We start from the raw sequence: 26,531 nt of genomic DNA, 5'->3' as shown, positions 1-26,531 counted from the left end.
CGATGCCCCTCACCCCCGTCCTCACCTCCCGCTGGGGCGCCGAGAACTCGTGGCGGCTGTCGACCTACGAGCGGCTCGACGGCTACTCGGCGCTGCGCACGGCGCTGTCGATGGCGCCCGACGAGCTGGTGACCATGGTCAAGGAGTCGGGGCTGCGCGGCCGCGGCGGCGCCGGCTTCCCGACCGGCATGAAGTGGAGCTTCATCCCGCAGCCGAAGCCGGGGGAGGAGCCGACCGGCCCGGCGGCGATGCCCAAGTACCTGGTGGTCAACGCCGACGAGGGGGAGCCCGGCACCTGCAAGGACCTCCCGCTGATGATGGCCGACCCGCACTCGCTCATCGAGGGCGTCATCATCTCCGCCTACGCCATCCGCTCGGCGTTCGCCGTCATCTACGTCCGCGGCGAGGCCGTGCACGCCCACCGGCGGTTGCTCAACGCCGTCGGCGAGGCCTACGCGGCCGGCTACCTCGGCACCGACATCCTCGGCTCGGGCTACGACCTGGAGCTGGTGGTGCACGCCGGCGCCGGCGCCTACATCTGCGGCGAGGAGACGGCGCTGCTGGACTCGCTGGAGGGCTACCGCGGCCAGCCCCGGCTCAAGCCGCCGTTCCCCGCCGTCGCCGGCCTCTACGGCGCCCCGACGGTGATCAACAACGTCGAGACGCTGGCCAGCGTGCCGTTCGTCGTCCGCGGCGGCGCCGAGTGGTTCAAGGCGTTCGGGCCGGAGAAGTCACCCGGACCGAAGATCTACTCGCTGTCGGGCCGCGTGGTGCGGCCGGGCCAGTACGAGGCCCCCATGGGGACGACGATGCGCGAGCTCCTGGAGATGGCCGGCGGCGTCCGCCCCGGGCACGAGCTGAAGTTCTGGACGCCGGGCGGCTCGTCGACGCCGTACTTCACCGCCGAGCACCTCGACGTGCCGCTGGACTTCGACTCGGTGGCGGCTGCGGGCTCCATGCTCGGCACCACCGCGCTCATGGTGTTCGACGAGACCGACTCGATCGTCGAGGCCACCCTGCGGTTCACCGAGTTCTACGCGCACGAGAGCTGCGGCAAGTGCACGCCCTGCCGGGAGGGCACCTACTGGCTGGTGCAGGTCCTGGAGCGGATCGCGCACGGCCGCGGCCGCGCGGAGGACCTGGAGATCCTGCTGGACACCTGCGACAACATCCTCGGTCGTTCGTTCTGCGCGCTCGGTGACGGCGCCACGAGCTGCATCACCAGCTCGCTGAAGTACTTCAGGGACGACTACGTCGCGCTGCTGCCCCCCGAGGAGCAGGCCCGGCTCGGCCGGACCCGCCTGCCGATCGAGCCCGTCACGGCCGGAGCCGCCTGATGTCCCTCACCCCCACCAGCCCCCAGCCCGCGCCGGCCGTCCCGCCGGGCGCACCCGGCCCGCACACCCCGCCGGACGCGGTGCACTGCACGATCGACGGGTTCGACGTCGCGGTCCCGAAGGGGACGTTGATCATCCGCGCCGCCGAGATGGTCGGGATCCAGATCCCGCGGTTCTGCGACCACCCGCTGCTCGAGCCCGTCGGCGCCTGCCGGCAGTGCCTCGTCGAGGTGGAGGGCCAGCGCAAGCCCGCCGCCTCCTGCACGATGCCCGTCACCGACGGCATGGTCGTGAAGACCCAGCTCTCCAGCCCGGTCGCCGACAAGGCGCAGCAGGGCACCATGGAGCTGCTGCTGATCAACCACCCGCTGGACTGCCCGGTCTGCGACAAGGGCGGCGAGTGCCCGCTGCAGAACCAGGCGATGAGCAACGGCCGGGCCGAGAGCCGGTTCGTCGACGAGAAGCGCACCTACCCCAAGCCGCTGCCGATCAGCAGCGAGATCCTGCTCGACCGCGAGCGCTGCGTGCTCTGTGCGCGGTGCACCCGGTTCTCCCAGCAGATCGCCGGTGACCCGTTCATCGAGCTGTTCGAGCGCGGTGCGCTGGAGCAGGTGGCGATCTACGAGGACGAGCCCTTCTCCTCCTACTTCTCCGGGAACACCACCCAGATCTGCCCGGTCGGGGCGCTCACCAGCGCGCAGTACCGGTTCCGCGCCCGCCCGTTCGACCTGCGCAGCGAGCCCAGCGTCTGCGAGCACTGCGCCTCCGGCTGCGCGATGCGCACCGACTACCGGCGCGGCAAGGTCACCCGCCGGCTGGCCGGGGACGACCCGGCGGTCAACGAGGAGTGGACCTGCGACAAGGGCCGCTACGCCTTCCGCTACGCCACGGCCAACGAGCGGCTGATGACGCCCATGGTGCGGCGCGACGGTGTGCTCGAGCCGGCGTCCTGGCCCGAGGCGTGGGCGGTGGCGGCCGACGGACTGCGGCGGGCCCGCGCCGAGGGCGGCGTCGGCGTGCTGCCCGGCGGCCGGCTCACGGTCGAGGACGCCTACGCCTGGGCCACCTTCGCCCGGGTGGCGCTGGGCACCAACGACGTCGACGCCCGGGCCCGCGCGCACTCGCCCGAGGAGCTCGCCTTCCTCGCCGCGGTCGTGGCCGGCACCGGTCCCGCGACGGGAGCGGTGACTTACGAGGACCTCGGGTCCGCCCCGGCGGTGCTGCTCGCCGGGCTGGAGCCCGAGGAGGAGTCGCCGATCCTCTTCCTCCGCCTGCGGCGGGCCGTGCGCACCGGCGGCCTCGCCGTGTTCGACCTCGCGCCCTTCGCCACCCGCGCGGCCGAGAAGCTGCAGGCCACGGTGCTCACCACCCTGCCGGGCGCCGAGGCCCGCTCGCTGCACGCGCTCGCCGAGGGGAGCTGGGGCGGGCCCGCGGTCGACGCCCTCCGGCAGCCCGGGGCGGTGCTGCTCGCCGGCGAGCGCCTCGCCGAGGCCCCCGGTGCCCTGACCGCGCTGCTGGCGCTGGCCCGGGCGACCGGTGCCCGCGTGGCCTGGGTGCCCCGCCGGGCCGGGGAGCGGGGCGCCGTGGAGGTCGGCGCCCTGCCCACGCTGCTGCCCGGTGGTCGCGCCGTCGACGACCCCGCCGCGCGCGCGGAGGTGGCCGCGGTGTGGGGCGTGGACCCCGACGCGGTGCCCGCCGCGCCCGGCCGCGACCTCACCGGCATCCTCGCCGCCGCCCGCGCCGGCCGGCTGCCCGGCCTGCTCGTCGGCGGCGTCGACCCCGCGGACCTGCCCGACCCCGCGCTGGCGCTGGCGGCGCTGGACGCCGCTTCGTTCGTGGTGAGCCTGGAGATGTTCCCGACGGAGGTGACCGAGCGCGCCGACGTCGTCCTGCCGGTGGCGGCGGCGCCGGAGAAGGCCGGGAGCTACCTGGACTGGGAGGGCCGGCGACGGTCCTTCGACGCCACGCTGCACGGCACCGGGCAGCTCGGCGACGGCCGGGTGCTGCACGGGCTCGCCGACGCGATGGGCGTGGACCTGCGCCTCCCCGCGCCCGAGGTCGCACGGGCCGCGCTCGCGAGCCTGGGCGTCCGCCGCTCGGCCGCCGGCGGCGAGCTCCCCGACGTCGCCGCGCCGGGCGCACCGGCGCTGCGGGAGGACGAGGCGGTGCTCGCCTCCTGGCGCCAGCTGCTCGACGTCGGCACGCTGCAGCGCGACGAGCCGGAGCTCGCCGGCACCGCCCGGCCCCCGGTGGCCCGCGTCGGCGCCGGCACCGCCGCCCGCCTGGGCCTCACCGACGGCGACCGGCTGACCGTGAGCGGGGCGACCGGCTCGATCAGCCTCCCGGTGGCGGTCACCGAGATGCCCGACCAGGTGGTGTGGCTGCCCATGCGCTCACCCGGCAGCGAGGTGCGGACGACGCTGGGCACCGGGCCCGGCGGCGTCGTCCGGCTGTCGGCCGCCCCGGTGCCGGCCGGCGCCACGACGCACCCGCTGGGGGACGCGCGATGACTCCGTGGGCCTCGCCCGAGCAGCCGACGCTGGCCGAGTTCGGCCAGGACGTCTGGTGGATCGTGCTGATCAAGGTGGTCGGCGTCTTCGCCGTCCTGGTGCTGATGACGCTGTTCGCCATCGTCCTCGAGCGCAAGGTCGTCGCCCGCATGCAGCAGCGGGTCGGCCCCAACCGCGTCGGGCCGCGCGGCTCCCTGCAGAGCCTCGCCGACGGGCTGAAGCTGGCGTTCAAGGAAGACATCATGCCGGCGCTGGCGGACAAGCCGGTCTACTTCCTGGCCCCGGTGATCGCGACCATCCCGGCGTTCGTCGCCTTCTCGGTCATCCCGATGGGGCCGGTGGTGAGCATCTTCGGCGAGCAGACGCCGTTGCAGCTGACCGACGCCCCGATCGGCGTGCTGATCATCCTGGCCATGTCGGCCATGGGCATCTACGGCATCGTGCTCGGCGGCTGGGCCTCGGGCTCGACCTACCCGCTGCTGGGCAGCATGCGCAGCGCCGCCCAGATGATCAGCTACGAGATCGCGATGGGGCTCTCGATCGTCGCGGTCTTCCTCTACGCCGGGTCGATGTCGACCTCGGAGATCGTGGCGGCCCAGGCCGACGGCAACGAGGTCTCCCTCTTCGGGTGGGAGTTCACCGGCCCCAGCTGGTACGCCGTCCTGCTGCCGGTCTCCTTCGTCATCTACGCGATCGCGGTCGTCGGCGAGACCAACCGCGCGCCCTTCGACCTCCCCGAGGCCGAGAGCGAGCTCGTCGGCGGTTTCCACACCGAGTACTCGTCGCTGAAGTTCGCGCTGTTCTTCCTCGCCGAGTACATCAACATGGTCACGGTCTCCGCGCTGGCGGCGACCCTCTTCCTCGGGGGCTGGCGGGCGCCCTGGCCGATCTCGATCTGGGACGGCGCCAACAGCGGCTGGTGGCCGCTGCTGTGGTTCTTCCTCAAGGTCGTGGCCGCGCTGTTCGTCTTCATCTGGCTGCGCGGCACCCTGCCCCGGCTGCGCTACGACCAGTTCATGCGGTTCGGGTGGAAGGTGCTGGTCCCGGTCGCGCTGGTGTGGATCCTCGTCGTCGCCACGATGCGGACCCTCTCCCGCGAGGCGGACCTCTCCACCGGCCAGGTGGCGCTGTTCGTCGGCGTCCCCGTCGCGGTCCTGGTGCTGCTCGGCCTGGCGTTCGCCGGCCGCTCGGCCAACCGGGACACCCGGCTCATGGCCGAGGACGCCGCGGCCGGGGGCGTGCACGCCGCCGACCCCGAGCCCGAGGTGCTGCCGCCGGCCGGCGGGGGGCGGCGCCCGGCCGGCACCCCCAGCCGGTCCGAGGGCGGCTTCCCCGTCCCGCCGATGGACCTCGTGGTGCCGCCCTCCCCGAGGCTGCGCCGCGAGCCGGTCGCCACCGACGGCGCGGTCGTCGGCACCGGGCGGCGCACGAGCCCGACCACTTCCCAGGAGGACGGCGATGAGTGACGACCGCAGCGGCGAGCGGGCCCCCGCCCCGCGGGTGGGCGCCGAGGTGGACCGCCCCGCGGGTGCGACGCCCGCGCGCCACGTCGACCGGCCCGGGCTGCGCGACAAGCTGGTGCCGGCGCCCGCCCAGGGCTTCGGGGTCACGTTCGCGCAGATGTTCCGGACGGTGACCACCGAGCAGTACCCGTTCGAGCCGAAGGTGACCAAGCCGCGCTACCACGGGCGGCACGTGCTCAACCGGCACCCCGACGGGCTGGAGAAGTGCGTCGGCTGCGAGCTGTGCGCCTGGGCCTGCCCCGCCGACGCCATCTACGTGGAGGGCGGCGACAACACCGAGGACGCCCGCTACTCGCCCGGTGAGCGGTATGGCGCGGTCTACCAGATCAACTACCTGCGCTGCATCTTCTGCGGGTTGTGCGTCGAGGCCTGCCCGACCCGCTCGCTGACCATGAGCAACGACTTCGAGCTGGCCGACGACAACCGCCGCGACCTGATCTACACCAAGGAGCAGCTCATGGCCCCGCTCCTGCCCGGCATGGAGGCGCCCCCGCACGCGATGCGGCTCGGCGACGACGAGAAGGACTACTACGTGCGCGAACCGGAGGTCCGGTCGTGACGCCGGATGCCGCGGTCGTCATCGGCACCGGGGAGGCGGTCGTCTTCTGGATCCTCGGCCCGGTCGCGCTGGCCGGCGCGCTGGGCATGGTGCTCAGCCGCAACGCCGTGCACTCCGCGCTCTGGCTGGTGCTGACGATGCTCTCGCTGGGCGTCTTCTACGTCGTCCAGTCCGCGCCCTTCCTCGGTGCCGTCCAGATCATCGTCTACACCGGCGCGATCATGATCCTGTTCCTCTTCGTGCTGATGCTCGTCGGCCGGGACTCCTCGGACTCGGTGGTCGAGACCCTCCGTGGGCAGCGCGTGGCGGCGACGCTGCTGGGCATCGGGTTCGCCGCGCTCGTCGGTGCCGGCATCGCCCGGGCGACCCAGGACCTGCCCGTGGTGGGGCTGGAGGCGGTGCAGGCCGGACCGGGCGGGCCGGCGGCCGGCAACGTCGAGGCGATCGCTGCCCTGCTCTACACCCGCTACCTGCTCGCCTTCGAGGTCACCGGGGCGCTGCTGATCGTCGCCGCCGTCGGCGCGCTCGTCTTCACGCAGGTCGAGCGGGCGCCCGGCAGCCGCAGCGGTCAGAAGGAGCTGTCGCGGGCGCGCTTCCTCACCGACCGGCCGCAGACCCTCCCGGGCCCCGGCGTCTACGCGCGGGCGACGTCGGTGGCCGCGCCCGGCGCGCTGCCCGACGGCAGCATCGCGGAGGACAGCCTCGCCACCGGGATCGAGCCCCAGCAGGTGGAGCGGCTCCCACGGGGCGCCGGCCGGCACCAGCTCGGCTCCCCGGACGCCGCGCTGGGTGCGCTGGACCCCACGCTCAGCGACACCCCGGGCGGCCGCGAGGTCGGTGAGCACCGGTGAACCTCTCCTACTACCTGGTGCTCGCGGCGATCCTGTTCACCATCGGCGCCGTCGGCGTCCTGGTGCGGCGCAACGCGATCGTGGTGTTCATGTGCGTCGAGCTGATGCTCAACGCCGTCAACCTGACGCTGATCACCTTCGCGCGGTCCACCGGCACCATCGACGGGCAGATCATCGCGCTCTTCGTCATGGTCGTCGCCGCCGCCGAGGTGGTCGTCGGTCTCGCGATCATCATGTCGATCTACCGGACCCGCAGGTCCGCCTCGATCGACGACGCCAACCTGCTGAAGTACTGACGGCGAGACGGGGACACCTGTGTCTGAGACGCTGCCCGCGGACGGGCTGCTCGGCTGGTCCTGGTTGCTCATCGCGCTGCCGCTGGCCGGCGCCGCGGTGCTGCTGCTGGGCGGCCGCCGCACGGACCGCTGGGGCCACCTGCTGGGGACGGCGACGGTCGCCACCGCCTTCGTGCTGGCCGTCCTGTGCACGCTGCAGCTGGCCGGCCAGGACGGGGCGCCGGCCGACGTCGAGCTGTTCACCTTCGTCGCCACCGGCGAGCTCGACGTCACCGCCGGGCTGCTCTTCGACCCGCTGTCGGCCGTCTTCGTCCTGCTGATCACCGGGGTCGGCTCGCTGATCCACGTCTACTCGATCGGCTACATGGCGCACGACCCGGGCCGCCGCCGGTTCTTCGCCTACCTGAACCTCTTCGTCGCGGCGATGCTGCTGCTCGTCCTCGGCAACAGCTTCGTCGCCCTCTACGTCGGGTGGGAGGGCGTCGGCCTGGCGTCCTACCTGCTGATCGCCTTCTGGTACACCCGCCCCGGCGCGGCGACCGCGGCCAAGAAGGCGTTCATCATGAACCGGGTCGGCGACGTCGGCCTGGCCCTGGCGATCTTCATCATGTTCGCCCAGCTGGGGACGACCTCCTACGCGGGCGTCTTCGGCACGGTGGGCACCCTCGCCGGGGGGACGATCACCGCGATCGGGCTCCTGCTGCTGCTCGGGGCCTGCGGCAAGTCGGGCCAGTTCCCGCTGCAGGCGTGGCTGCCCGACGCCATGGAGGGCCCCACCCCGGTCTCGGCGCTTATCCACGCGGCCACCATGGTCACCGCCGGCGTCTACCTCATCGCCCGCTCGGCGCCGATCTACGACCTGACGCCGACCGCGCGGGCGGTGGTGCTGGCCGTCGGTGCGCTGACCCTGCTGATCGGGGCGATCGCCGGCTGCGCGTACGACGACATCAAGAAGGTGCTGGCCTACTCGACGGTGAGCCAGATCGGCTACATGTTCCTCGCCGTCGGCCTGGGGCCGGCCGGCTACGTCGCGGGGCTCGCCCACCTGCTCGCCCACGGCTTCTTCAAGGCCGGGCTGTTCCTCGGCGCCGGGTCGGTCATGCACGCGATGGACGACTCCGTGGACATGCGCCGGTTCGGGGCGCTGTGGAACAGGCTGCCGATCACCTTCGCGACGTTCGGCCTGGGCTACCTGGCGCTGATCGGCTTCCCGTTCCTCTCCGGCTACTACACCAAGGACGCCATCATCGAGGCGGCGCTGGACCGCGACGACGTCTGGGGCTGGGTGCTCGGCGGCGTGGCGGTGCTCGGTGCCGGGCTGACCGCCTTCTACATGACCCGGCTCATGCTGATGACCTTCTTCGGCCGCGCCCGGTGGGAGGAGGGTGTCCACCCGCACGAGGCGCCGCCGGTGATGACCGCGCCCATGGTGGTGCTGGCCGTCGGGTCGGTCGCCTCGGGTGCGCTGCTGGTCTCGGCCGCCCCGCTGTCGGGCTGGCTGGAGCCGGTGTTCGGCGAGCCGGCCGAGGCCGAGCACGTGGTCGCCCCCGCCGTGATCGGCCTGGTCGTCACCCTGGTGATGCTGCTCGGCGTGCTCGCCGCCTGGCTGTTCGTCGGCCGCCGCGAGGTGCCGGTCACCGCGCCGGTCCGGGTCTCGCCGGTTACCCGCGCGGCCCGCAACGCGCTCTACGCCGACGCGGTCAACGAGTCGCTGTTCATGCGCCCCGGCCAGTGGCTCACCCGCGCGCTGGTGTGGGTGGACAACCGCGGTGTCGACGGCGCGGTCAACGGCCTGGCCGCGGGGCTGGGTGGCTCCTCGTCGCGGCTGGGCCGGGCCCAGACCGGCTTCGTGCGCAGCTACGCCCTGGGCATGCTCGGCGGCGCGGTCGTCGTGGCCGGGGCCCTGCTGGCGGTGACCGCGGGATGAGCGCGCTGGTGGTCGGGAGCGCCGACGGGTACTTCGGAGAGGACGTGCTGCGGTGAGCGACTTCCCCTGGCTGCTGGCGATGATCGCCGTGCCGGCGATCGGGGCGGCGGTGGTCGCGGCCCTGCCCCGCGAGCGGGCGCTGCTGGCCAAGCAGGTGGCCCTGGGCGTGAGCCTGGTGGTGCTGCTCCTGGCCGTGCTGACGACGCTGGCCTTCGACGCGGGCGGGCCGCGGTTCCAGCTCACCACCTCGGTGCCCTGGATCCCCGACTTCGGCTCCGACTTCGCCCTCGGCGTCGACGGCATCGCGCTGGTGATGGTGCTGCTGGTCGGTGTCCTCGTGCCGCTGGTCGTGGCGGCCTCCTGGCACGAGGCCGACGGCGGGCACCGCCCGGTGCGGGTGTTCTTCGCCTGGCTGCTGCTGCTCGAGGCGATGATGGTGGGCGTCTTCGTCGCCACCGACGTGCTGGTGTTCTACGTGTTCTTCGAGGCGATGCTCGTCCCGATGTACTTCCTGATCGGCAGCTTCGGCGGGCCGCGCCGGCAGTACGCGGCGGTCAAGTTCTTCGTCTACAGCCTGGTCGGCGGGCTGGTCATGCTGGCCTCGGTGATCGGCCTCTACGTGGTGAGCGCCGCCGTCCTCGGCGAGGGCACCTTCGCCTTCGACACCCTGACGCGGCTGGACATCGACCCCGACGTCCAGCGGCTGCTGTTCCTCGGCTTCTTCATCGCGTTCGCGATCAAGGCGCCGCTGGTGCCCTTCCACACCTGGCTGCCCGACTCCGGGGCCGAGGCCCCGGTCGGCGGCGCGGTGCTGCTGGTGGGCGTGCTGGACAAGGTGGGCACCTTCGGCTTCCTGCGCTACTGCCTGCCGCTGTTCCCCGACGCGTCCCGCTTCTACGCCCCCTTCGTGCTGGTGCTGGCGGTGGTCGGCATCCTCTACGCCGCGCTGCTGGCGATGGGGCAGAGCGACATGAAGCGGCTGGTCTCCTACACCTCGATCTCGCACTTCGGCTTCATCGCGCTGGGCATCTTCGCCTTCACGACCGAGGCCGGCACCGGTGCGGTGCTCTACATGGTCAACCACGGCCTGGCGACCGGCCTGCTGTTCCTGGTGGTCGGCATGCTCATCGCCCGCGGCGGCTCCCGCCGGATCGCCGACTACGGCGGGGTGGCGGCGAAGGCACCGCTGCTGGCCGGCGCCTTCCTGGTGGCCGGCCTCGCCTCGCTGGCCCTGCCGGGTACCAACAGCTTCGTCAGCGAGTTCCTCGTGCTGATCGGCTCGTTCCCCGAGCGCCCGGTGTTCACGGTGCTGGCGACGCTCGGCATCATCCTGGCCGCCCTCTACGTGCTGCTGATGTACCAGCGGACCATGCACGGGCCGGCCCGCGGCGTGCTGCTGCAGGAGGACCCGGCCGAGCCCCTGCCCGCCGGTGGTGGTGGCGCGACCGCGACCGCCACGCGCACCGCCCCGCACCGCTCGCTGCGCGTCGCCGACCTCGGCCGGCGCGAGCTGGCCGTGGTCGCGCCCCTGGTGGCGCTGATCCTCGTGCTCGGCTTCTACCCGCAGCCGCTGATCGACCTGATCGAACCGGCCGTCGTCGCCACCCTCGACGACATGGGCGCCTCCGGAGGGACCGACTGATGATCGAGGCACCCGACATCTCCTGGGGGGCGCTGTCCCCCCTGCTGCTGGTGTTCGGCGCGGCCTGCGCCGGGATCCTGGTCGAGGCCTTCGTGCCGCGGTCGGTGCGGCACCCGGTCCAGGTGGGGCTCGCGCTGGTGGGCACCCTCGGCGCGCTGGCCGCGACGGTGCTGCTCGCGGGCGCCCGCGAGGTGACCGCGGTCGGGGCCCTCGCCGTCGACGGCGCCGCCCTGTTCCTGCAGGCGACGATCGCCGGGCTGGGCGCGCTGTCCCTCCTGCTGTTCGCCGAGCGGTCGCTGGACCCGGCGCGCTCGGCGTTCGTGGTGAGCGCGGCCGTCCCCGCCGGCAGCCCGCGCGACCGGGAGCTGGCCACCGTGCCGCGGGTGCAGACCGAGGTCTACCCGCTGGCGACCTTCGCGATCGGCGGCATGATGCTGTTCGTCGCGGCCAACGACCTGCTGGTCATGTTCGTGGCCCTCGAGGTGCTGAGCCTCCCGCTGTACCTGATCAGCGGCATGGCCCGCCGGCGCCGGCTGCTGTCCCAGGAGGCGGCCGTCAAGTACTTCCTGCTGGGCGCCTTCGCCTCGGCCTTCTTCCTCTACGGCCTGGCCCTGGTCTACGGGGCCGCAGGCAGCGTCCGCCTGAGCGAGGTCCGCGAGGCGGTGGGCACCGACGGCGGGGGGGTGCTGCTGGTCCTCGGGCTGGCGCTGCTCGTCGTCGGGCTGCTCTTCAAGGCCAGCGTGGCCCCGTTCCACACCTGGACCCCCGACGTCTACCAGGGCGCCCCGACCGCGGTGACGGCGTTCATGGCCGCCTGCACCAAGGTCGCGGCCTTCGGCGCGATCCTCCGCCTGCTGTACGTCGCCTTCGGCACCGCGGAGTGGACCTGGCGACCGCTGGTCTACGCCGCCGCGATCGTGTCCATGGTCGTGGGCGCGGTCCTCGGGCTCACCCAGACCGACCTCAAGCGCATGCTGGCCTACTCGTCGGTCGCGCACGCCGGTTTCCTGCTCACCGGCGTCATCGGCCTGGGCGCGGCCGGCACCGGCTCGGGGCTCGCGGCGACGATGTTCTACCTGCTCGCCTACGGCATCACCACGCTCGGGGCCTTCGCCGTCCTCACGCTGGTGCGCGACGGCGACGGCGAGGCGAGCCACCTGTCGCAGTGGGCGGGGCTCGGCGCGCGCTCGCCGATCACCGCCGCCGTGATGACGCTGTTCCTGCTGGCGCTGGCGGGGATCCCGCTCACCGCGGGCTTCACCGGGAAGTTTGCGGTGTTCCGGGCGGCGATCGAGCAGGGGGCCTGGCCGCTGGCCGTCGTCGCGCTGCTGGCCAGCGCCGTGGCCGCCTTCTTCTACCTCCGCGTCGTCGTGCTCATGTACTTCTCCGAGCCGGTCGCCGACGGGCCGACGGTGGGCGTGCCCGGCGTGCCCACCACCCTGGTGCTCGCGGTGACCGCGGCGGCGACCCTCGCGCTCGGGGTCGTCCCCGGGGCGGTGCTCGACCTCGCCGGGCGGGCGGCTATCTTCGTTGGTTGATGACCGGAGCCCGTGCCGCAGTCGACGGCACTCCCCCCGAGGTCTGGCACCGGATCTCCACCCCGGCGTCGACCATCGGCCCCTGGCTGCCCGACGGCGACCTCGGGGAGGCGCTGGCGGCGGGGCTGGCCCGGGTGGAGGCCGAGCTGGCCCTCGCCGTGGGCAGCGAGCACCCGTTCGTGCGGGAGGCGGCCGGGCACCTGATGGCCGCCGGGGGCAAGCGGTTCCGGCCGATGCTGGCGCTCCTGGCCGCGCAGCTGGGCGACGCCTCCGCCGCGGAGGTCACCCAGGGCGCCGTGGTCTGCGAGCTGACCCACCTGGCAACGCTCTACCACGACGACGTCATGGACGAGGCCGCCGTGCGCCGGGGGGCGCCCAGCGCCAACAGCCGGTGGAGCAACAGCATCGCCATCCTGACCGGCGACCTGCTCTTCGCCCGGGCCTCCGACATCCTGGCCGACCTCGGTCCGGAGGCGGTGCGCATCCAGGCGCGGACCTTCGAGCGGCTGGTCACCGGGCAGATCAAGGAGACCGTCGGTGCCCAGCCGGGCGAGGACCCGGTCGCCCACTACCTGCAGGTGCTCGCCGACAAGACCGGCTCGCTGGTCGCCACCTCGGCCCGGTTCGGCGCCTCCTTCGCCGGGGTCGACGCCGCGCTCGTCGCCGCGCTCACCGAGTTCGGCGAGGAGGTCGGCGTCGCCTTCCAGATCTCCGACGACCTCATCGACATCGTCAGCACCGACGGCGTCTCGGGGAAGGCCCCCGGGACCGACCTCCGCGAGGGGATCGCCACCCTGCCGGTGCTGTTCGCCCTGGCCGGCGACGACCCGGACGAGGCCCGGCTGCGCGAGCTCGTGGCCGGCCCGGTCACCGACGACGCGCAGCACGCCGAGGCGCTGGCGCTGCTGCGCTCCTCGCGCTCGCTGGCGCGCGCCACCGGCGTCCTGCGCGAGTACGCCGACCGGGCGCGGACCCGGCTGGACGGGGTGCCGCCCGGCGACGTCCGCGACGCCCTGTCGGCGCTCTGCGACTACGTGGTCACGCGTACCAGCTAGCGGTGCTGGGCACCGGAGGGGCATGCGTGGTGCCTCGCTCGCCGGTCCGCTCGCGCTGACCCTCCTCGTCACCGCCTGCTCGGGCGGGTCGGAGGGGGACGCCGGCTCGGTCGCCGCGCCACCGACCACCGAGGCCCCCGCCGGCGCCCCGTCGCTGGACGTCGAGGTGGTCGCCGAGGGGTTCGACCACCCCTGGGACGTCGCCCAGGCCGAGGACGGCACGCTGCTGGTGGACGAGCGCGCGGGCGGCTTCACCGCCGTCCTCCCCGACGGCACGGTCCGGGAGGTGCAAGCCGACCTCGGCGACCTGTTCGCCACCGGCGAGACGGGCCTGATGGGGCTGGCGCTGGACCCGGGCTTCGAGGAGAACCGGCGGTTCTACACCTGCCAGGGCGTGACCGGCGGCGAGGGTGCCTCGATCGAGGTGATCGCCTGGGCCGCCGCGGACGACTGGAGCGCCGCCACCCGGGTCGAGGACCCGCTGATCGGCGGGATCCCGGTCAACCAGGGCTCCGGGCGGCACGGCGGGTGCCGGCTGGCGTTCGGGCCGGACGGGGCGCTGCTCGTCGGCACGGGCGACAACGCCGTCGGCACGACCCCGCAGGACCTCGGGACGCTGGCCGGCAAGGTGCTCCGTGCCGATCCGGCGACCGGTGAGCCGCTGCCGGACAACCCCTTCGCCGCCCCGGACGACGGCGCGGAGGACCTCATCTGGACCTACGGGCACCGGAACGTGCAGGGGCTGGCCGTCCGGCCGGGCACGGACCAGACGTACTCCGTCGAGCACGGCCCCGATCGCAACGACGAGGTCAACCTCCTGCAGCCGGGTGGCAACTACGGCTGGGACCCCGACGGTGGCGGCAGCTACGACGAGAGCGTGCCGATGACCGACCCGGCGATCGAGGGCGCGGTGCCCGCGGTGTGGGACTCGGGCGCCCCGCCGATCGCGCCCAGCGGCGGCACCTTCCTCGACGGCGACCAGTGGGGCGACTACGACGGGCTGCTCCTGCTGGGGGCGCTGCGCGGGCAGCACGTGCTGGCGCTCCGGCTGGACGACCAGGGGCAGGTGGTCGAGCAGTTCCGGCTGCCCGAGCTGGACGGGACGCACGGGCGCATCCGTGCCCTGGAGCAGGGCACCGACGGCGCGCTCTACGTCACCACCGACAACGGCGACGACCGGGACCAGCTGCTGCGCGTCACCCCGCAGGGCTGAGCGCCCGGTCCGCCACCCGCGGCGGCACCGCGGCGCCCGGCGGCAGGAGCGGGCACGGCTCCGGCTCGCCCAGCACCGTGCGCACCGGGAGCACGCCGGCCCACACCGGGCCGGCCAGGTCGCGCTCGTCGTCGCCCGGCGGGCCGGTGCGGATCTTCACGCTCGCCTCGGCGAGGTCCAGGGCGAGCACCGCGGTGGCGGCCAGCTCCTTGCGGTCGGGCCGGCGGGTCGCCGCCCACGAGCCGGGCGCCAGGTGCTCGGTCAGCACCTCCAGGGCGAGCAGCCGCTCGTCCGGGTCGGTCACGGGCCGTGCCGCGCCGTGCACCACCGCGCAGCGGTAGTTGACCGAGTGGTGGAAGGCCGAGCGCGCGTAGACGATCCCGTCCAGGTGGGTGACGGTGAAGCAGACCGGCGCCCCCGCCGCGGCTGCCCGCAGCGTGGCCGCGCCCGTCGAGCCGTGCAGGTAGAGGGTGTCGCCGCGCCGGCCGTAACCGGTCGGCAGCACCACGGGCGCCTGGCCGAGCAGCACGCCGAGGTGGCCGACCAACCCGGCGTCCAGGACGGCGTGCAGGTCGGTCCGGTCCGTGCGGGCGCGCTTCGCGCCCCGGCGCACGGTGCTGCGGGCGGTCGGGGAGAGGGGGGCGGCGGAGTCCACGACGTCGATCCTGGGCGACGCGGGTGGACCGCTGGAACGGCCAATCCGCTAGATTCCAGCCAGTCCACTTCGCCTCGTCGGCAGGAGCGCCGTGATCGACGTCCCGCCGGTCCTGCTGGACCGCGGCTCGGGGAGGCCGCTGTCGGTGCAGCTGGCCGACGCGCTGCGCTCCGCGGCCGCCGACGGCAGGCTGCGCCCGGGCGACCGGCTGCCCTCGACGCGCGCGTTCGCCGCCGCCCTCGGGGTGAGCCGCACCGTTCCCGTCGCCGCCTACGACCAGCTGCTCGCCGAGGGGTGGCTCGGCGGGCGCCGCGGTGCGGGCACCTACGTCCTCGGCGCGGTGACGGCGGCCCCGGCGGCGGCCCCGGTCCCCGCCACCCGGCCGCCGGAGGTCGCGGCGCTGGTCGACCTGCACGCCGGGTCGCCGTGCCTGGAGGTGCTGGACCGGGCGGCCTGGCGCCGGGCCTGGCGGGCCGCCGGCGACGGCGCACCCGACGCCCACCCGGAGCCGGCCGGGGACCCGGCCTTCCGGTCGGCGGTCGTGGCGCACCTGCTGCGCCACCGCGGGCTGGCCGCGGGGCCCGACGACGTGCTGGCCACGGCGGGCACCTCCGCCGCGGTGGGCGAGGTGGCCGGGACCCTGCCGCCCGGCAGCCGGGTCGCGGTGGAGGACCCGGGCTACCAGCGGGTCGTCGGCGCGCTGCGCGATGCCGGGCTCGAGGTCGTGCCGGCCGCCGTGGACGACGACGGGCTGGTCGTCGAGGCGCTGCCGCCGGACCTGGCCGCCGTCTACTGCACGCCGGCCCACCAGTACCCGCTGGGCCGGCGGATGTCCGCCGCGCGCCGGCTGGCCCTGGTGGCACGGGCCCGCGCCGAGGGCTGGTGGGTGCTGGAGGACGACTACGACGGCGAGCTGCGCTACGACGTCGCGCCGCTGCCGCTGCTGGGCGCGCTGGGGCCCGACGTCGTGGTGCACCTGGGCACGACCGGGAAGATCCTCAGCCCCACGCTCGGGGTCGGCTGGGTCGTCGCCCCCGGCCCGCTGCGGGCGGCGCTGCTGGCCCGCCGCACGGCCACGGGCACCCGGCCGGCGCGGGCCGGGCAGCGGGTGTTCGCGGCGTTCGCGGCCTCGGGGGACCTCGCCCGCCACCTCCGCCGGCTGCGGCGCGAGCTGGTCGCGCGGGCGGACGAGGTGCGGGCCGCGGTCGCGGCCGCCGGCTGCCGGGCCGAGGGGGACGCCGCGGGGGCCCACGTCCTCGTGCCGCTGCCGGATCCCGCGGCGGAGGAGGAGGTGCGGGCGGCCGCCGCGGCGCGGGGCGTCGCGCTGGACGGGCTGGGCCGGCACACGGTGCACGGGGCCGGCCGCCGGTCGGGCCTGGTCGTCGGTTTCGCCGCCCCCGCGCGGGAGGAGCTGCGCCGGGCACTGCCGGTGCTCACCGCGGTGCTGCGCGAGCACGCCCGGCCCTGAGCCACCCGCCGCCCTCGACGGCCCCGACCACCCGGGGACGCCACCGGCCCGCCTCCTGGACGGAAGCGGGCCGGTAGGGCGTCCGGGCGCACCCCGGGGCCCGCGGGCCCCGGGGTGCGCCCCGTCGATCTAGTCCACGGTCCAGGTGTCGCCGCCGGCGAGCAGCGCGTCGAGGTCGCCGGGGCCCTGCAGCCGGGCCTCGTGCAGCTGCTCGGCCATCATCGCCTCGTAGCTGGGCTTCTCGACCTTCCGGAACACGCCCATGGGGGTGTAGCGGAGGTCCTGCGTGGACAGCCGCGACAGCGCGAACGCGTACGACGGGTCCTGGCGGGTGGCGTCGTGCACGACGATCTCGCCCGCGTCGACCTGGTTGGTCTCGGCCACCCGGAGGCCACCGAAGTCGTCGCGGACCACGCAGGAGGCGCCGTCCGGCCCGAACACCAGCGGCTCGCCGTGCCGCAGCGGGATCGTCCACATCGGGCCGGTGGCCGGGTCCTTCAGCAGCTCGAAGGCGCCGTCGTTGAAGATGTTGCAGTTCTGGTAGATCTCCACCAGCGACGTGCCCTTGTGCTCCGCGGCCTGGCGCAGCACGTCGGTGAGGCCCTTCCGGTCGGAGTCCATCGCCCGGCCGACGAAGGTGGCGTCCGCGCCGATCGCGAGGGACACCGGGTTGAACGGGTGGTCCAGCGACCCCATCGGCGTCGACTTGGTGACCTTGCCGACCTCGGAGGTGGGCGAGTACTGGCCCTTGGTGAGGCCGTAGATCCGGTTGTTGAACAGCAGGATCGTCATGTCGACGTTGCGGCGGAGCGCGTGGATCAGGTGGTTGCCGCCGATGGACAGCGCGTCACCGTCACCGGTGACCACCCAGACCGACAGGTCGGGGCGCGCGGCGGCCAGGCCGGTCGCGATCGCCGGGGCGCGCCCGTGGATCGAGTGCATCCCGTAGGTGTTCATGTAGTACGGGAAGCGCGACGAGCACCCGATGCCCGACACGATGACCATGTCCTCGCGGGCGATGCCCAGGCTCGGCAGGAAGCTCTGGACGGCGTTGAGGATGACGTAGTCACCGCACCCGGGGCACCAGCGCACCTCCTGGTCGGTCTTGAGGTCCTTGCCCTTGAGCTCGGTCAGCTTCGGACCGTGCTGCTCGAGCGAGCGGGCGATGGCGGCGTCGATGGGGGTCGGCGCGTCCGGCATGCCGATGTCGACGGTGGTCACTGCTGGGCTCCGTTCACAGCTGCGGAGGTCACGGCGGCTGGCTGCACCGTGTCGATCGCGTCCTGGATCACCGCGGCCAGCTCGGCCGCGCGGAAGGGCAGGCCGCGCACCTGCGTGTGGCTCTGCACGTCGACCAGGTACCTGGCGCGCAGCAGCAGGGCCAGCTGCCCCAGGTTCATCTCCGGGCAGATCACCCGGTCGTACCGGGCCAGCACCTCGCCGAGGTCGGCCGGGAAGGGGTTGATGTGCCGGAGGTGGATCTGGGCGACCTTGCGGCCCGAGCTCCGGATCCGCCGGGCGGCCGCGCCGATCGGCCCGTAGGTCGAGCCCCACCCGATGACCGCGACCCGGGCGTCGCCGTCGGGGTCGTCGACGTCGGTGGGCGGGATCGTGGCGGCGATGCCGTCGACCTTCGCCTGGCGGGTGCGGGTCATGAAGTCGTGGTTGGCCGGGTCGTAGGAGATGTTCCCCGTGCGGTCGGCCTTCTCCAGCCCGCCGATGCGGTGCTGCATCCCGGCGGTGCCCGGGATCGCCCAGGCGCGGGCCAGGGTCTCGGGGTCGCGCAGGTAGGGGAGGAACTCGCCGTCCTCGCCGTTGGGCTCGGTGGCGAACCCGACCGCTCCGCTGAGGTCGGGCAGCGAGTCGGCGTCCGGGATCGCCCACGGCTCGGCCCCGTTGGCCAGGTAGCCGTCCGACAGCAGCATGACCGGCGTCCGGTAGGCGAGCGCGATGCGCGCGGCCTCGACGGCGGCGTCGAAGCAGTCGCCGGGGGAGCGCGGCGCGATGACCGGGACGGGGGCCTCGCCGTTGCGGCCGAACATCGCCTGCAGCAGGTCGCTCTGCTCGGTCTTCGTGGGCAGCCCGGTGGAGGGGCCACCGCGCTGCACGTCGACGATGACCAGCGGCAGCTCGGTCATGACCGCCAGGCCGATGGTCTCGGCCTTGAGGGCGACGCCGGGGCCCGACGTCGTCGTCACGCCCAGCGCGCCGCCGAAGGAGGCGCCGAGCGCGGCACCGATGCCGGCGATCTCGTCCTCGGCCTGGAAGGTGCGGACGCCGAAGGCCTTGTGGCGGGAGAGCTCGTGGAGGATGTCCGAGGCCGGGGTGATCGGGTAGGCGCCCAGGAACACCGGCAGCCCGGAGCGCTGGCCGGCGGCGACGAGCCCCAGCGCCAGGGCCTGGTTGCCCGAGATGTTCCGGTAGCGGCCCGGCTTCATCGGGGCCGGCTTGATCTCGTAGGAGACGGCGAAGGCCTCGGTGGTCTCGCCGTAGTTGTAGCCGGCGCGGAACGCGGCGATGTTGGCCGCGGCGATCTCGGGCTTGCGGCGGAACTGGCGCTCGAGGAAGCGGACGGTGCCCTCGGTCGGCCGGTGGTACATCCAGCTGAGCAGGCCGAGCGTGAACATGTTCTTGCTGCGCTCGGCCTCCTTCTTGCCCAGGCCGGAGTCCGCGAGCGCGTCCAGGGTCATCGAGGTGAGCGGGACGCTGACGGTCTGCCACCCCTCGAGCGAACCGTCCTCGAGCGGGTTGGTCGCGTAGCCGACCTTCGCGAGGTTGCGGGGGGTGAACTCGTCGGAGTCGAGGATGAGCAGGCCACCGCCGGGCAGCTCGGCCAGGTTGGCCTTGAGCGCGGCGGGGTTCATGGCGACGAGCACGTCCGGGGCGTCACCCGGCGTCATGACGTCGTGGTCGGCGAACTGCAGCTGGAAGGAGCTGACGCCGGGCAGGGTCCCCGTCGGCGCGCGGATCTCGGCGGGGAAGTTCGGCAGCGTCTTGAGGTCGTTGCCGAACGACGCCGTCTCGCTGGTGAACCGGTTGCCGGTCAGCTGCATGCCGTCGCCGGAGTCGCCGGCCAGCCGGATCACCACGCGGTCGAGCTCGACGACGCTCTTCACGAGCCCGCCGGGGGCGGACGTGGGCACCGGGCTGGCCGGGGCGCCGTTCGGTCCCGACGGCGCGACGGTCGGGTTGGTGCCAGTCATCAGCGGTCTACCTCCACCGGGCGAGGTTACGTGCGTGTCCACGCGCCCGGGATGTGCAACCGGACACGCCGCAGCGGTGAGGATCCCACCGCGTCCGCCGGGGCAACGGCTGCGTGCGCCCCGTCATTCCACGGGGCACCCCCTGCCGGGGGAGCGGTCGCCCGCCGTCCGGGAACGGGGGGTGCGAGGACGGCGTTGGACGGGTCGTGCAACGCATGACCAACGGACTGAAGACCGCCCTCCTGCTGGGCCTGATGGGCGGGCTGATCCTCATGGCCGGCGCCCTGATCGGCGGCCGAGGGGGCCTGTTCATCGCCCTGGTCATCGCGTTGGCGGTCAACGGCTACGCCTACTTCAACTCGGACAAGCTCGCGCTGCGCGCGATGCGGGCCTTCCCGGTCACCGAGACGCAGGCGCCGCAGCTGTACGCGATGGTGCGCGAGCTCGCCACCGAGGCGCGCCAGCCGATGCCGCGGCTCTACGTCAGCCCGACCAACCAGCCCAACGCGTTCGCCACCGGGCGCAACCCGCGCAACGCGGCGGTCTGCGTCACCCAGGGCATCCTCGAGCTGCTCGACCGCCGGCAGCTGCGCGGCGTGCTCGCGCACGAGCTCTCGCACGTCTACAACCGCGACATCCTGATCAGCTCGGTCGCCGGCGCGATGGCCACGGTGATCACCTACCTCGCGCACATGGCGATGTTCGCCTCGTTGTTCGGTGGCCGCCCGGACGAGGACCGGGGCGGCGGCAACGCCCTCGGCGGCCTGCTGCTCATGCTGCTCGGGCCGCTGGCCGCCGGGCTGGTGCAGATGGCGGTGAGCCGCAGCCGGGAGTACCAGGCCGACGCCTCCGGGGCCCAGCTGTCGCAGGACCCGCTGGCGCTCGCCGACGCCCTGCGGGTGATCGAGCGCGGGACGGCCGCCCGCCCGCTGCCGCAGGAGGACCGGCTGGTCACCCAGAGCCACCTGATGATCGCCAACCCCTTCCGCGGGCAGGGCCTGGCCTCGCTGTTCGCGAGCCACCCGCCCATGCCGCAGCGGATCGCCCGCCTGGAGCAGATGGCCCGCGAGCTCGGCCAGCGCTGATCGGCCCGGGCCCCGGGTCAGGTCGCGCGGACCGCGTCGATCGCGTCCAGCGCCTGCTCCCGGAGGCCGTCGGAGATGGGGGCCGAGCCGGCGACCTCGGCGGCCGCCCGCTGGCCCTCGGGGCTGACCACGAAGCTCATGAAGGCCTGCAGCCGGTCGGCGACCGCCGGGTCGTCGTACTCCATGCAGCCGATGTGGTAGCTGACCAGCACGATCGGGTACTCGCCGGATCCGGTGGTGTCCCGGTTCAGCTCGATGACGACGTCGTGCGCACCGCGGCCCTCCAGGCGCGGGGAGTTCTCCACGACGGCCGCGGCGGCCTCCGGTGACGGGGCGACGAACTCCCCGCCCACGCCGATGTTCGCGATGCCGAGGTCGCCCGCCTGGCTCAGGTCGGCGTAACCGATGGTGCCCTGCCCGCCGCGGACGGCGGCCACGACGCCGGAGTTCCCCTGGGCCGCCTCACCGCCGGGCACCGGCCAGCTGCCGTCGGGCTCGTGCGGCCACGCGCCGTCCGCGGCCTCGGCCAGGTACTCGGTGAAGTTCTCGGTGGTGCCGGACTCGTCCGCGCGGTTCACCGGGGCGATCGGCAACGCGGGCAGGGCGGTGCCGGGGTTGTCCGCGGCGATCGCCGGGTCGTCCCAGGTGGTGATCCGCTGGTCGAAGATCCCGGCGAGGGTCCCGGGGGAGAGGTTGAGCTCCGCGACGCCCTCGATGTTGTAGACGACGGCGATGGGGGAGATGTAGTTGGGCAGCTCGAAGACGCCGGACGGCCCGCAGCGCTCCTGGGCCTGGGCGAGCTCGTCGGCGTCCAACGCGGCGTCGGACCCGGCGAAGTCGGTGCCACCGGCGAGGAACTGCTCGCGGCCGCCACCGGAGCCGATCGGGTCGTAGCTGACGTCCAGCCGGGGCTGGACGGCGGTGAACCCGGCCGACCAGCCCTGCATGGCCGCCTGCTGGGCGCTGGAGCCGGCGCCGACGAGGGAGCCGGTGAGCAGCTCCGCCCCCTCGTCGACCCTCGCCCGCTCGTTGAGCGGGACGAAGTTCGCCGCGAAGACGGCGAAGCCGCCGATGGCCACCGCGCCGCCGAGGGCGGCGATCTTCCTGCGGGCAGTCACTGCGGCCTTCCACGGGTCGTCGGGCGGCCGGGACGGACGCCGGTCCACGAGGGTACGGCCCGACGCGCCGGGGCCGCGCCCGCCGCCCGGTTCCGGGTGCCCGGCCTCCGGCGTCCGTCCCGGCGGTTCAGCGGTAGTTGTCGAACTGGAGGGCGACGTCGAGGTCGGCGCCGCGGAGCAGCTGCTGCACCGCCTGCAGGTCGTCCCGCTTCTTGCCGCTCACGCGGAGCTGGTCACCCTGGATCTGCGCCTGGACGCCCTTGGGGCCCTCGTCGCGGATCAGCTTGGCGATCTTCTTGGCCGTGTCGGACTCGATGCCCTGCTTGATCTTCGCGCCGATCTTGTAGGACTTCCCGGAGGCCTGGGGTTCGCCGGCGTCGAGCACCTTGAGCGAGATGTTCCGCTTGATCAGCTTCTCCTTGAACACCTCGAGGGCCGCCGAGACGCGCTCCTCGGTGTCCGCCTGCAGCGTCACGCCGTCCTCGCCGGCCCACGCGATGGACGCGTTGGTGCCGCGGAAGTCGAACCGCTGGGAGAGCTCCTTGCCCGCCTGGTTCAGGGCGTTGTCGACCTCCTGGCGGTCGACCTTGCTCACGACGTCGAAGGATGAGTCGGCCATGTCGTTTCCTCTCCGTGCGGGACGGGCGCCGGGGCGCCCGTCGGTGGGGACCCGTCACGTGCCGGGCCCCTGGCTTGTTACTCTCTCCCGCGTACCCATCGCGGCGGGTTGCCCGAGTGGCCAATGGGAGCGGACTGTAAATCCGTCGGCTTAGCCTACGAAGGTTCGAATCCTTCACCCGCCACGCGGTACGACGGCCCCCGACCACCAGGTCGGGGGCCGTCGCCGTTCCCGGTCCGGGTCAGGGCGCCGTCGGGGCCCGAGCGCTGGAGACGGCGGTGCGCTCGAGCCGCTCCCCGCCGAGGAAGAGCCAGCCGAAGGCGATCTCCACGTGGCGGGTGCAGCGCACGGTCACCTCGGCGCCGTCGGTCTCGGCCGCCCAGCTGTCCAGCGCGGTCCCGCCGTCGGCGAGCTGGTCGCCGACCGCGGCCTGCGCGGCGGCGCGCGTCAGCGGCAGCTCGGTGCCCACCCCGTGCGCGTAGACGACCGCCTCGTCGGCCTGGTTGGCCGCCGCCAGGGCAGCGCCGTCGCAGACCGACTGCACCTCCTGCTGCTCGAGGAAGGCGTCGGAGGCGGCGATCGCACCGAAGGCCATGAGGGCCGCGACGAGCCAGCAGACCAGGACGAACGGGAGCGTCGAGCCGCGCTCGCGATCGTCCCGGTCGGGGTGCACGTGCGGGAGCGTAGGCAGCCGGCCGCCGTCGTCCACCGCCTGTGGACACGATCTGTGGACACTGTGGACGGAGGTTCACCCGTCCTCGTGTCCCCCGGTCGCCGCCTGTGGACGGCGCGGTGGGCGGATGCCGGTGGCGCGGTCGAGGACGGCCGGCGCGGTGCGGCCGCCCCGGTCGCATCCGTGCTGCCGGACGCCCACCGACCGGTGAAGTGGATCACTCTTCGTGTGAACAGCGTGGCGGATGGTCACGACATGGCGTCTCCCGCGGCGTGTCGTGATCGAGATGCTTGTGGCCGTCCGTGACGGGAAGGAGTGTCTCCCGCGCGGTCCGTATTCGACGACGCTCTGCCCCCGCGCGTATGGATGGCTGCCGCACCAGCCAATCAGTCGTGCCCACAGGGAGACGTCATGAACAGCACCGTGCAGCGCAACACCCAGGCCCGCGGCGTGAAGTGGACCCGCGGCGTGAAGTGGACCCGCCGGTCGTCCTGACCGTTCGCGCTCGCCTCCGGGGTGGCCGCTCCACCGAGCGGCACCCCGGAGCGTCACTGCCCATGGACGCGCTGTCCGGTTTCCGGGTCGACTGACTCTTCCGGGGCGGACGAGGCTGGTGGTGATCGCGGTCGCTGCTAGCCTTCGCCCGCCCCACGACCCGGGAGAGAGCGCAGTTGCAGGAGCCTGAGCAGGACGTTCGCGAGCCTCGCCGGCCGCCCGCGGTGCGCAGCCCGTGGATGCCGGCGCTGCTCGGGTTGTCGCTCGCCTGCCCGGTGGCCCTGCTGCTGCTCACCAACCAGCCGCTGGTCGTCCCGTCCGCCGTCCTCCTGCTGGTGCTCGTCGCCGCGGTGGCCGCGGAAGGGGTCAACGTCCACGTCGAGTTCCGCCGGCAGAGCTTCCACAGCTCGGCGAGCGAGGTGGCCTTCGTCATCGCGCTCCTGGAGGTCGGTGGCGCGTGGACCGCCGCCACGCGCGCCGCTGCGGTCGCCGTCGTCCTGCTGGCCCACCGGCTCCCCACGGCCAAGGTCGTCTTCAACACCGCCGTGGCCGTGCTGGAGGCCGGGGTGGCCACCGCCATCCTGGCGCTCCTGCCGTCCGGTGGTCTCGCCACCCCGTCGACCTGGCTGTCGAGCCTGCTCGCCGTGTTCGCCGCGAACGTGGTCGGCGCGGGCCTCGTGGCCGGGGCGATCACCCTCACCCAGGGGTATCCCGGTCGGGCGATCTGGACGAGCCTCTTCGTCCCGGTCGTCGTCGTGCAGCCGGTCGCCGTCACGATCGGCCTGGCCATCCTCCTGCTGCTGCACACGACCGTGTGGTCGCTGCTGCTCGTCGTGCCGATGGTCGTCGCGCTCGTGCTGGTCTACCGCCGCTTCGCCGCGGTCACCCGCCAGAGCCACTCCCTCGAGCGGGTCTACGAGTTCGCCCGCCGGGTCGAGCAGGTGGAGCCCGACGACGCCGGCACCCGGCAGATCGTCCACGCCGTGCGCGAGCTGCTCAACGCCGAGCGGGTGGCCCTCTGGCTGCCGCCCTACCTCGACGAGGGGCCGCGTCTCGTGGTGGCCACCGAGGACGGTGCGGACTGGTACGACGGGCCCGGCGACTCCGGCGACCCGCTGCGCCGCCGCGCGGTCGGTTCGACGGGCGGCGCGATCCGCGTCTCGGCGGGCCGCGCCGACGAGCGCGACACGGTCGCACTGGCGCGCCGGGGCGTGTCCGAGCTGCTGGGCGCGCCGGTGACCACGGCCGCCGGCGAACCGGGCTATCTCGAGGTCTGCGACCGGCGCAGCGACATCGTCTCCTTCGGCCGCAGCGAGCGGGGCGCGCTGGAGTCCATGCTCACCCACGTCAACGCGGCCATCCGGCAGCAGCAGCTGCTGACCCGCATCCGGTTCGACGCCGACCACGACCGGCTCACCGGGCTGCCGAACCGCCAGCGGCTCGCCGCGGAGGTCGACGCCCTCCTGGCCGAGGGGGCCGCCGGCGCCGGGCTCATCCTGGCCTCCCTCGGCACCTACGCCGACATCACCGACACCCTCGGGCACGCCGCCAGCGACGAGCTGCTCCTGGTCACCGCCGGCCTGCTCCGCGAGCACGCACCGCCGCGCGCCCTCCTCGCCCGCATGGAGCGCGAGCAGTTCGCGGTCCTCCTCCCCGGGCTCTCGCTCGCCGCCACCGAGCAGGCCGCCCGGCGGCTGCGGGAGGCGGCGGCGACACGGGTCCGCGTGGCCGGGCTGGACCTGGAGGTCTCGCTCACCATCGGCGTCGCCGCGGCGCCCGAGCACGGCACCGATGCGGGGACCCTGATGCAGCGCGCGGACGTCGCCCTGCTGGCCGCCGGGGGGTCCGGTGGCGTGGCCAGCTACCACCCGGTGCTCGACCAGCAGAGCCTGCGCCGCCTGCAACTGGGCACCGAGCTCGCCCAGGCGATGGCCGACGGGCAGATCGGCGTGGTCTTCCAGCCGGTCATCGACGCGCAGACCTCCGACATCGTGTCCGTGGAGACCCTCGTCCGCTGGACCCACCCGCGCTTCGGCAGCATCCCGCCCGAGGACGTGATCGGGCTGGCCGAGCAGATCGGCCGGATCGGCGCGGTGACCGACCACGTCCTGGACCTCGCGCTGGCCCGCTGCCGGCGCTGGCTGGACCAGGGGATCTCGCTGTCGGTCGCGGTCAACGTCTCGGCGTTCTCGCTCAGCGAACCCGACCTGGTCGACCGCATCCGCGGCGCCCTGGAGCGGCACGGCGTCCCCGGTGAGCTGCTCGTGCTGGAGCTCACCGAGAGCAGCGTCGTCGACGACTCGGTCCGGGAGAGCTCCGTGCTGGAGGACCTGCACGACCTGGGGCTGCGGCTGTCGATGGACGACTTCGGCACCGGCTACTCGTCGCTCTCCCAGCTCCGGCAGCTGCCGATCGACGAGGTGAAGATCGACAAGTCCTTCGTGCTGTCCATGGCCACCAGCCAGGGGGAGTCGTTCATCGCGCGGTCGATCATCGAGCTGGCCCACAACCTCGGGCTGTGCGTGGTGGCCGAGGGCGTCGAGGACGAGATGACCCGCAACCAGCTCATCGCGATGGGCTGCGACAAGCTCCAGGGCTTCCTGATCAGCCGCCCGCTGCCGGAGGACCGGCTGGAGAAGTGGCTGCTCGCGCGCACCGGCGTCCGCTCCGCCGCTCCGGGGGCCAGCCACCGGCGCCTGTTCGTCCGGACGTGACGCACCTCGCCGGGACCCCCCGCGAGGCGGCCCGGGGCATCAGGTAGAGT

20 protein-coding genes and 1 tRNA gene are annotated in these 26,531 nt (G+C 73.9%); 15 read left to right on the top strand and 6 right to left on the bottom strand.

Annotation, left to right across the window (positions count from 1 at the left end):
• Window positions 1-2: 2 nt before the first annotated feature.
• The 11 genes from nuoF to E9565_RS08985 are packed head-to-tail and all read left to right on the top strand — an operon-like array spanning window position 3 to window position 14,451.
• Window positions 3-1,337 carry an NADH-quinone oxidoreductase subunit NuoF gene (gene nuoF, locus E9565_RS09035; RefSeq protein ID WP_236826395.1) on the top strand — a complete coding sequence of 445 codons (1,335 nt, stop codon included), beginning with the start codon at window positions 3-5 and terminating at the stop codon, window positions 1,335-1,337.
• The gene (locus E9565_RS09030; RefSeq protein WP_236826396.1) at window positions 1,337-3,847 is read left to right on the top strand and encodes an NADH-quinone oxidoreductase subunit G; all 2,511 of its coding nucleotides are present in this window, start codon (window positions 1,337-1,339) and stop codon (window positions 3,845-3,847) included. Before nuoF ends, E9565_RS09030 begins: the two co-directional genes overlap by 1 nt.
• The gene (gene nuoH, locus E9565_RS09025) at window positions 3,844-5,313 is read left to right on the top strand and encodes an NADH-quinone oxidoreductase subunit NuoH (RefSeq protein ID WP_236826397.1); all 1,470 of its coding nucleotides are present in this window, start codon (window positions 3,844-3,846) and stop codon (window positions 5,311-5,313) included. Before E9565_RS09030 ends, nuoH begins: the two co-directional genes overlap by 4 nt.
• Window positions 5,306-5,929, top strand: coding sequence for an NADH-quinone oxidoreductase subunit NuoI (nuoI, locus tag E9565_RS09020; RefSeq protein ID WP_255715213.1), 624 nt, complete (start codon window positions 5,306-5,308; stop codon window positions 5,927-5,929). Before nuoH ends, nuoI begins: the two co-directional genes overlap by 8 nt.
• Complete coding sequence (locus E9565_RS09015; protein ID WP_236826398.1) at window positions 5,926-6,780, top strand: NADH-quinone oxidoreductase subunit J; 855 nt, start codon at window positions 5,926-5,928, stop codon at window positions 6,778-6,780. Before nuoI ends, E9565_RS09015 begins: the two co-directional genes overlap by 4 nt.
• Window positions 6,777-7,076 carry an NADH-quinone oxidoreductase subunit NuoK gene (nuoK, locus tag E9565_RS09010; RefSeq protein ID WP_236826399.1) on the top strand — a complete coding sequence of 100 codons (300 nt, stop codon included), beginning with the start codon at window positions 6,777-6,779 and terminating at the stop codon, window positions 7,074-7,076. The genes E9565_RS09015 and nuoK overlap by 4 nt, the downstream gene beginning before the upstream one ends.
• Before the next feature lie 19 nt (window positions 7,077-7,095).
• Window positions 7,096-9,003, top strand: a complete 1,908-nt coding sequence (nuoL, locus tag E9565_RS09005; RefSeq protein WP_236826400.1) for an NADH-quinone oxidoreductase subunit L — start codon at window positions 7,096-7,098, stop codon at window positions 9,001-9,003.
• Between the two features lie 52 nt (window positions 9,004-9,055).
• Complete coding sequence (locus E9565_RS09000; RefSeq protein WP_236826401.1) at window positions 9,056-10,645, top strand: NADH-quinone oxidoreductase subunit M; 1,590 nt, start codon at window positions 9,056-9,058, stop codon at window positions 10,643-10,645.
• The gene (gene nuoN / locus E9565_RS08995; protein WP_236826402.1) at window positions 10,645-12,183 is read left to right on the top strand and encodes an NADH-quinone oxidoreductase subunit NuoN; all 1,539 of its coding nucleotides are present in this window, start codon (window positions 10,645-10,647) and stop codon (window positions 12,181-12,183) included. Before E9565_RS09000 ends, nuoN begins: the two co-directional genes overlap by 1 nt.
• Window positions 12,183-13,238 (top strand): polyprenyl synthetase family protein, encoded by a 1,056-nt coding sequence (locus tag E9565_RS08990; RefSeq protein WP_236826403.1) that lies wholly within the window; start codon window positions 12,183-12,185, stop codon window positions 13,236-13,238. The genes nuoN and E9565_RS08990 overlap by 1 nt, the downstream gene beginning before the upstream one ends.
• A gap of 22 nt (window positions 13,239-13,260) precedes the next feature.
• The gene (locus E9565_RS08985; protein WP_236834696.1) at window positions 13,261-14,451 is read left to right on the top strand and encodes a sorbosone dehydrogenase family protein; all 1,191 of its coding nucleotides are present in this window, start codon (window positions 13,261-13,263) and stop codon (window positions 14,449-14,451) included.
• Here E9565_RS08985 and E9565_RS08980 read toward each other — a convergent pair.
• Window positions 14,435-15,106 carry a pyridoxamine 5'-phosphate oxidase family protein gene (locus E9565_RS08980; RefSeq protein ID WP_236826405.1) on the bottom strand — a complete coding sequence of 224 codons (672 nt, stop codon included), beginning with the start codon at window positions 15,104-15,106 and terminating at the stop codon, window positions 14,435-14,437. The genes E9565_RS08985 and E9565_RS08980 overlap by 17 nt on opposite strands.
• A gap of 91 nt (window positions 15,107-15,197) precedes the next feature.
• Here E9565_RS08980 and E9565_RS08975 point away from each other — a divergent pair, with 91 nt between their 5' ends.
• Window positions 15,198-16,574, top strand: a complete 1,377-nt coding sequence (locus E9565_RS08975; protein WP_236834694.1) for a PLP-dependent aminotransferase family protein — start codon at window positions 15,198-15,200, stop codon at window positions 16,572-16,574.
• A 129-nt stretch (window positions 16,575-16,703) separates the two neighbouring features.
• On the opposite strand, the gene E9565_RS08970 is transcribed toward E9565_RS08975, so the two are convergent.
• Both E9565_RS08970 and E9565_RS08965 read right to left on the bottom strand, forming a co-directional pair.
• The gene (locus tag E9565_RS08970; RefSeq protein WP_236826407.1) at window positions 16,704-17,795 is read right to left on the bottom strand and encodes a 2-oxoacid:ferredoxin oxidoreductase subunit beta; all 1,092 of its coding nucleotides are present in this window, start codon (window positions 17,793-17,795) and stop codon (window positions 16,704-16,706) included.
• A complete protein-coding gene (locus E9565_RS08965; protein ID WP_236834692.1) occupies window positions 17,792-19,777 on the bottom strand; it encodes a 2-oxoacid:acceptor oxidoreductase subunit alpha in 1,986 nt (661 codons plus the stop codon). The genes E9565_RS08970 and E9565_RS08965 overlap by 4 nt, the downstream gene beginning before the upstream one ends.
• Before the next feature lie 215 nt (window positions 19,778-19,992).
• On the opposite strand from E9565_RS08965, the gene htpX reads away from it, so the two are divergent.
• Window positions 19,993-20,862: a zinc metalloprotease HtpX gene (htpX, locus tag E9565_RS08960; protein WP_236826409.1), complete on the top strand. Its 870-nt coding sequence runs from the start codon at window positions 19,993-19,995 to the stop codon at window positions 20,860-20,862.
• Window positions 20,863-20,879: 17 nt separating this feature from the next.
• Here the strand turns inward: htpX and pstS are convergent, their stop codons facing one another.
• Both pstS and E9565_RS08950 read right to left on the bottom strand, forming a co-directional pair.
• A complete protein-coding gene (gene pstS, locus E9565_RS08955; protein WP_236826410.1) occupies window positions 20,880-21,980 on the bottom strand; it encodes a phosphate ABC transporter substrate-binding protein PstS in 1,101 nt (366 codons plus the stop codon).
• A 127-nt stretch (window positions 21,981-22,107) separates the two neighbouring features.
• The gene (locus E9565_RS08950) at window positions 22,108-22,599 is read right to left on the bottom strand and encodes a YajQ family cyclic di-GMP-binding protein (protein WP_236826411.1); all 492 of its coding nucleotides are present in this window, start codon (window positions 22,597-22,599) and stop codon (window positions 22,108-22,110) included.
• 102 nt (window positions 22,600-22,701) lie between these two features.
• On the opposite strand from E9565_RS08950, the gene E9565_RS08945 reads away from it, so the two are divergent.
• Window positions 22,702-22,783 (top strand) — tRNA-Tyr (locus E9565_RS08945).
• Window positions 22,784-22,840: 57 nt separating this feature from the next.
• Here the strand turns inward: E9565_RS08945 and E9565_RS08940 are convergent.
• Window positions 22,841-23,272, bottom strand: coding sequence for a pilus assembly protein TadG-related protein (locus E9565_RS08940; RefSeq protein WP_236834691.1), 432 nt, complete (start codon window positions 23,270-23,272; stop codon window positions 22,841-22,843).
• Between the two features lie 734 nt (window positions 23,273-24,006).
• Here E9565_RS08940 and E9565_RS08935 point away from each other — a divergent pair.
• Window positions 24,007-26,481, top strand: a complete 2,475-nt coding sequence (locus E9565_RS08935; RefSeq protein ID WP_236834689.1) for a bifunctional diguanylate cyclase/phosphodiesterase — start codon at window positions 24,007-24,009, stop codon at window positions 26,479-26,481.
• Window positions 26,482-26,531: the final 50 nt, after the last annotated feature.

This window comes from Blastococcus sp. KM273129 (genome assembly GCF_021698995.1).
Classification (GTDB): domain Bacteria; phylum Actinomycetota; class Actinomycetes; order Mycobacteriales; family Geodermatophilaceae; genus Blastococcus.
This window is presented reverse-complemented; position numbering and strand designations above follow the sequence as displayed.

Coding starts and splice junctions, on each gene's coding strand:
- nuoF (WP_236826395.1), top strand. CDS start 3: ATGCCCCTCACCCCCGTCCTCACCTCCCGCTGGGGCGCCGAGAACTCG.
- E9565_RS09030 (WP_236826396.1), top strand. CDS start 1,337: ATGTCCCTCACCCCCACCAGCCCCCAGCCCGCGCCGGCCGTCCCGCCG.
- nuoH (WP_236826397.1), top strand. CDS start 3,844: ATGACTCCGTGGGCCTCGCCCGAGCAGCCGACGCTGGCCGAGTTCGGC.
- nuoI (WP_255715213.1), top strand. CDS start 5,306: ATGAGTGACGACCGCAGCGGCGAGCGGGCCCCCGCCCCGCGGGTGGGC.
- nuoN (WP_236826402.1), top strand. CDS start 10,645: ATGATCGAGGCACCCGACATCTCCTGGGGGGCGCTGTCCCCCCTGCTG.
- E9565_RS08990 (WP_236826403.1), top strand. CDS start 12,183: ATGACCGGAGCCCGTGCCGCAGTCGACGGCACTCCCCCCGAGGTCTGG.
- E9565_RS08985 (WP_236834696.1), top strand. CDS start 13,261: ATGCGTGGTGCCTCGCTCGCCGGTCCGCTCGCGCTGACCCTCCTCGTC.
- E9565_RS08965 (WP_236834692.1), bottom strand. CDS start 19,777: ATGACTGGCACCAACCCGACCGTCGCGCCGTCGGGACCGAACGGCGCC.
- htpX (WP_236826409.1), top strand. CDS start 19,993: ATGACCAACGGACTGAAGACCGCCCTCCTGCTGGGCCTGATGGGCGGG.
- E9565_RS08950 (WP_236826411.1), bottom strand. CDS start 22,599: ATGGCCGACTCATCCTTCGACGTCGTGAGCAAGGTCGACCGCCAGGAG.
- E9565_RS08935 (WP_236834689.1), top strand. CDS start 24,007: ATGCCGGCGCTGCTCGGGTTGTCGCTCGCCTGCCCGGTGGCCCTGCTG.